The following is a 4,364-nucleotide window of genomic DNA, read 5'->3' on the forward strand; positions in this document are numbered from 1 at the left end:
CCTGAAGGCTTCCTAGCCGAGACTGTGTTCAACGGCTCATTTTCTGGACATTCGATCTAGCCACTGAGTTACTTAGTGGCTAGATCGACCCTCAGGCCTGCCAATCGCCGACCATCTCGACGTAACAGTAGCCGCTGACCTTCTCGTTGCGCACGGTGCCGCTGACCGAGCTAGCGCCTTCATAGCGCGCGTGCATGCCCCTGACCTCTTGCTCACGCGGCTTCGCAACCACCTGAAGATCCATGTCGAGCGCACGCACTTTCACCCGCCATCTGGTCGGGAAGCGGGAGCCGGACTGCGGGCTGACCCAGTAGTCACAGGCGTCGTCGACGAGCGGGACCAACTCGGCAACCCTATGCCTGCCGCTTTCGTCAATCACAGTCACCCATGCGTCTGACTTGCCGTCCAGGCCAGCGGCATCCCAAAGGCTGATCCGCCAACCGTTGCTGAGGTTGAGGTCCATCCAAGTCCACTTGCCGCGCGGCGGGCCAAGCGGTTGCTTTTGCCATTGCCGGTCGAACCAACTCATACCCGAGGCCGGGAATTCACGACCATCCACGAGCAGACGGCCTGTCGTTTCCAGCGTCGGGATCGAGTACTGGTAGACGTCCATGCCCAGCATGTCGAACCGCGCCGTCCCCTTATTGTAGAGCGGATGACCGACGGCCCTAAGGGTCACATCGATGCTGGCGCCCTTGATCTGTGCACGAATACGCAATTCGTCCAGCGTTCCCGAAATCAAACTGTTCGGCGTTCTGACAAGCAGCCGATCCGAGCTGGCTTTCGCGCGAAAAATCGAGTGAAAGCCATGCTGCACGCCATACCAGCCTGTAGTCTCATCGGTGATGCTTACCGCGCTGTCCACGCCAACAGTGATCCCCCGGATGCTAAGTGCGAACAGGTGGACCAAGTAGTTGAGCGTATGTCCCTGAGACTCGAAGTGGCCGATAGCAAACCACGAGTTGAGCGTGTATCCGGGTTTGTGTGCCAGATCAGCGACGATGTCGACGCTTGTTGGAATGGCACCCGTCTGCGTAGCCAGATTTGCTGTAAGGAGCGGTACGGTCACATGCTTACCTTTCTGCTTCACGTGCTGGGCGAGCGGCTCCGAGCCCCGCTTGGCGGCGCTGCAAAGCAGTTGCTCCGGTAAAATGATCTTTATGCCGAAATATGTAATATGCATATAATTTGGAGTCGGTGGCGTCAACTAAAAATATGTATAATGCACATTATTCTGGCGATTATGCAGGCGGGATGAACGAGGCGAAGCCTGAGTTGTAACATCAGCGCCGAGTCTGGCGGCGCTCAGCGCTGCCGAACCTTCAGACCGGGGCGCCACGCTTGTTGGCCTTGTCGGCGAGATTGTCGTGGATACCCGTGCCTCAGAACTGCATTGCGTCCCTCGGTCGCGAAGCCAATTTGCGAGTCTATTGCGGCGGCGGGCCCGCATCGAGGCGATCTTCTCGGCACCGGTCGGCAAATTGCCGTTGGTCAGCACCCTGTCGGGAGCGCGAGTGCAGGACACGATGGCTAAGGCCAGCCATTTTGGTCTCGCGATAGAATGGCGAGGGACGCGCCGCCGGAAAACATTTCAGGAGACTTTACATAGCTGCATATCATAGGTACCTATGATGAACTTTGTTCAAGCCTTGGATTGTCAAATGGATGAAAGATCTAGTTCGCAGGTGATCGTCGTTGGCGCGGGCCCCACGGGCCTGATGCTGGCCGCCGAGTTGAGTTTGGGAGGTGCCGATGTCACGGTGATCGAACGGCGCTCCACGGGCACTTTTGGCGAGTCACGCGCTCCCGGCATCAATGCTCGCACAATGGAGATATTCGGCCAGCGAAATTTGGCCCAACGATTTCTCGAGCGGGGACGCCAACTTCCAGCCGTGCTGTTTTCGGGTCTTCCCATGATGCCGAAAGAGGTGGATCCGGACTGGCCGGATGCTCTTATCCTGCCGCAGTCTGAAACCGAACGGATATTGGGAGAACGCGTCGAGGAGCTTGGGGTGCCCATCAGATGGTCGACGGAGCTTTTGCACCTTGCTCAGGACACGTTCGGCGTGGATCTCATCGTCGACGATGGGGGCGAGGCGAGAGCGCTGAGGGCACAGTATGTTGTCGGATGTGACGGTGGTCATAGCGCCGTGCGGCGAATCTGCGGGTTGGCCTTCCCTGGAGATGACCCAGTTTCCCACTGGATCGTCGCCGATGTTCAGCTTGGTAATCCTCCCAACGAACGTGAATCGTTTGGGCGGAATACACGGATCGGAACCTACCAAGTCTCGCGCGCGGAGTCGGATTGGTATCGCATCAGCTTGATGAAACTCGCCGCTCCGAACGATCGGAACGCGCCGGTCACGTTGGACGAGTTACGTCAAGCTATGCTCGAAGGTCTCGGTACCGACTACGGCTTGCTCAAGGCTCGTTGGATGTCGAGGTTCGCGGATGGTTGCAGACAGGTAGATCAGTACCGTCACGGACGAGTCTTCCTCGCGGGAGATGCCGCGCATACGCACTCGCCAATTGGCGGCCAAGGCCTCAATCTCGGGATCCAGGACGCGGTGAATTTGGGTTGGAAACTCAGTGCAGTTGTAGCTGGCGCGTCGGCCGAGCCTTTGCTCGATACATATCATCAGGAGCGCCATCCGGTCGCGGAGCGGGTGCTGGAGTTGGCGAGAGCGCAGACGGCGCTCATCAAGCCTGGACATCAGATCGACGCATTGCGCAACGTCGTTGGAATGTGGCTCGACATACCGGAAGTGATGCGTGGGATGGCAGGGACGTTGAGCGGTCTTGCGCTCCGGTATCCATGGGGCGCGGATCTGCATCCCCTCGTAGGACGACGCATGCCGAATCTTTCCCTGCTTACGGACCATGGGAAGCAGGATACATTTACGCTGATGCACTCAGCGCGCCCGCTTTTGCTGAGTTTCAATCAAACGAAGGGAACAGTCGTACCAGACCGCTGGATCTCGGCGGTCGACTACTTCGAAGTCAGCCCCGACGTCGACGGCAACTCGCTGAACTGGCACCTTCCTGTGCTTGGCTCAATTCCAGCATTGGCGGCGGCATTCGTTCGGCCGGACGGCTACGTCGCTTGGGTTGAGGCAGAGGGCGAGCCATCAACTAGCGCCTCACTGGCTGATGCGATGGAGAGGTGGTTGGGCTGATGAGCGAACGGGCGAATATTGGAGATGGGAAGGCGACGGCAGGCACACTATGGACGACATAGATCCCAGACAGTCGCCATCCTTTTATATCAAGCGGGTGGCGCAGGAACTGACGCGCTTGGCAGAAGCTGAGCTACGGCCTCTTAACTTGGGGATGGGAAGCCTCCCCGTGTTGACAGCGCTGAAGACCGGCGAGGCTTCTACACAGGCAGATCTCGCGAGGTTGCTCCACGTTGAACAACCTTCCATGGCCCAAACGCTTGCGCGACTTGAACGAGACGGTTTCATAACTCGAACTCCGCTTAGTTCGAATAGACGCATACAGCGAATTGACCTGACGCCCGCAGCTCACGAGATTTTGCCACAGAGTAAACATTTACTTCAGAAAGGCAACAACCGTTCCCTTGCGGGATTTTCGCCGGAGGACGTCAATGTTTTACTATCTTTTCTTAGGCGGATGTATGCAAACATTCGAGACGATGATCGAAGCTGAGGTAAGTGTCGTGTCGTAGTGTCGGCCGAGCAGGTCTGATCTCCAAGCTCGGCGACTGCGGGTTAATTCGGTCCGCGAAAACCTGCAGATGTCTCATCACACTCTTTCGGAAGCAGACTTTTTGGGGAACATAGAGAGTAGCCCAACCGCGCCCAATCCAGTCAGTGCGATGGCGGTGAGGGCCACGGCCCAGCCTATGAAGTTTTGCTGCTGGATCAAAAGCCCACCCGCGATGGGCGCTATGATATTGATGAGGGAGGCAAGCGACTGAGCCATCCCCATCGCAACGCCCTGCGAGGTGGGCGGCACCGCAAGGCTTAGCGCTGCGACGAGTGTGGGTCTTGCCAGCCCTACGCCGGAGGCGATCGCAAGAACTCCAACTGCCAGCCCAGGGATCGTATTGCCGAAACCGATGAGGACGAAACCGGACGCAAGCAAGGCGAACGAAGCTACGGCGACCGTCCTCTCGTGGAAAGTCGAGCCAATGGCGCGCATCACCACAATCTGAATCAGAATGTTTGTTGCGCCGGCGGCAGTGAATAGGAGCCCGATTTCTGTCGGGCCAAAGGATTCGCCGCCCCAATGGTATCGCGCTTGAAGCACAAGAGCGAGTTGCGAACTGAACAAGCTGAACGCCATATACAACAAAGCGATTGCGGTCAGAAGCGCCTTCACATTTGGCAGCTTAACTAGGT

At 57.7% G+C, this 4,364-nt stretch carries 4 protein-coding genes; 2 read left to right on the forward strand and 2 right to left on the reverse strand.

The features are described 5' to 3' along the window. Positions 1 to 91: 91 nt before the first annotated feature. Entirely contained in the window at positions 92 to 1,183 is a 1,092-nt protein-coding gene (locus AB4Y99_RS26060; RefSeq protein ID WP_394083137.1) for a lipocalin family protein, read from the reverse strand. Positions 1,184 to 1,661: 478 nt separating this feature from the next. Here AB4Y99_RS26060 and AB4Y99_RS26065 point away from each other — a divergent pair, with 478 nt between their 5' ends. Together AB4Y99_RS26065 and AB4Y99_RS26070 are read left to right on the forward strand one after the other, a co-directional pair. Further along, the gene (locus AB4Y99_RS26065; RefSeq protein WP_441525366.1) at positions 1,662 to 3,176 is read left to right on the forward strand and encodes an FAD-dependent monooxygenase; all 1,515 of its coding nucleotides are present in this window, start codon (positions 1,662 to 1,664) and stop codon (positions 3,174 to 3,176) included. A gap of 154 nt (positions 3,177 to 3,330) precedes the next feature. After that, positions 3,331 to 3,669, forward strand: a complete 339-nt coding sequence (locus tag AB4Y99_RS26070) for a MarR family winged helix-turn-helix transcriptional regulator (RefSeq protein ID WP_394083845.1) — start codon at positions 3,331 to 3,333, stop codon at positions 3,667 to 3,669. Positions 3,670 to 3,765: 96 nt separating this feature from the next. On the opposite strand, the gene AB4Y99_RS26075 is transcribed toward AB4Y99_RS26070, so the two are convergent. Next, positions 3,766 to 4,364, reverse strand: a 599-nt coding sequence (locus AB4Y99_RS26075) for an MFS transporter (RefSeq protein WP_441525367.1), incomplete at its 5' end; no start/stop codon positions are given.

This window comes from Allobosea sp. TAB14 (genome assembly GCF_052113865.1).
GTDB lineage: Bacteria > Pseudomonadota > Alphaproteobacteria > Rhizobiales > Beijerinckiaceae > Allobosea > Allobosea spartocytisi.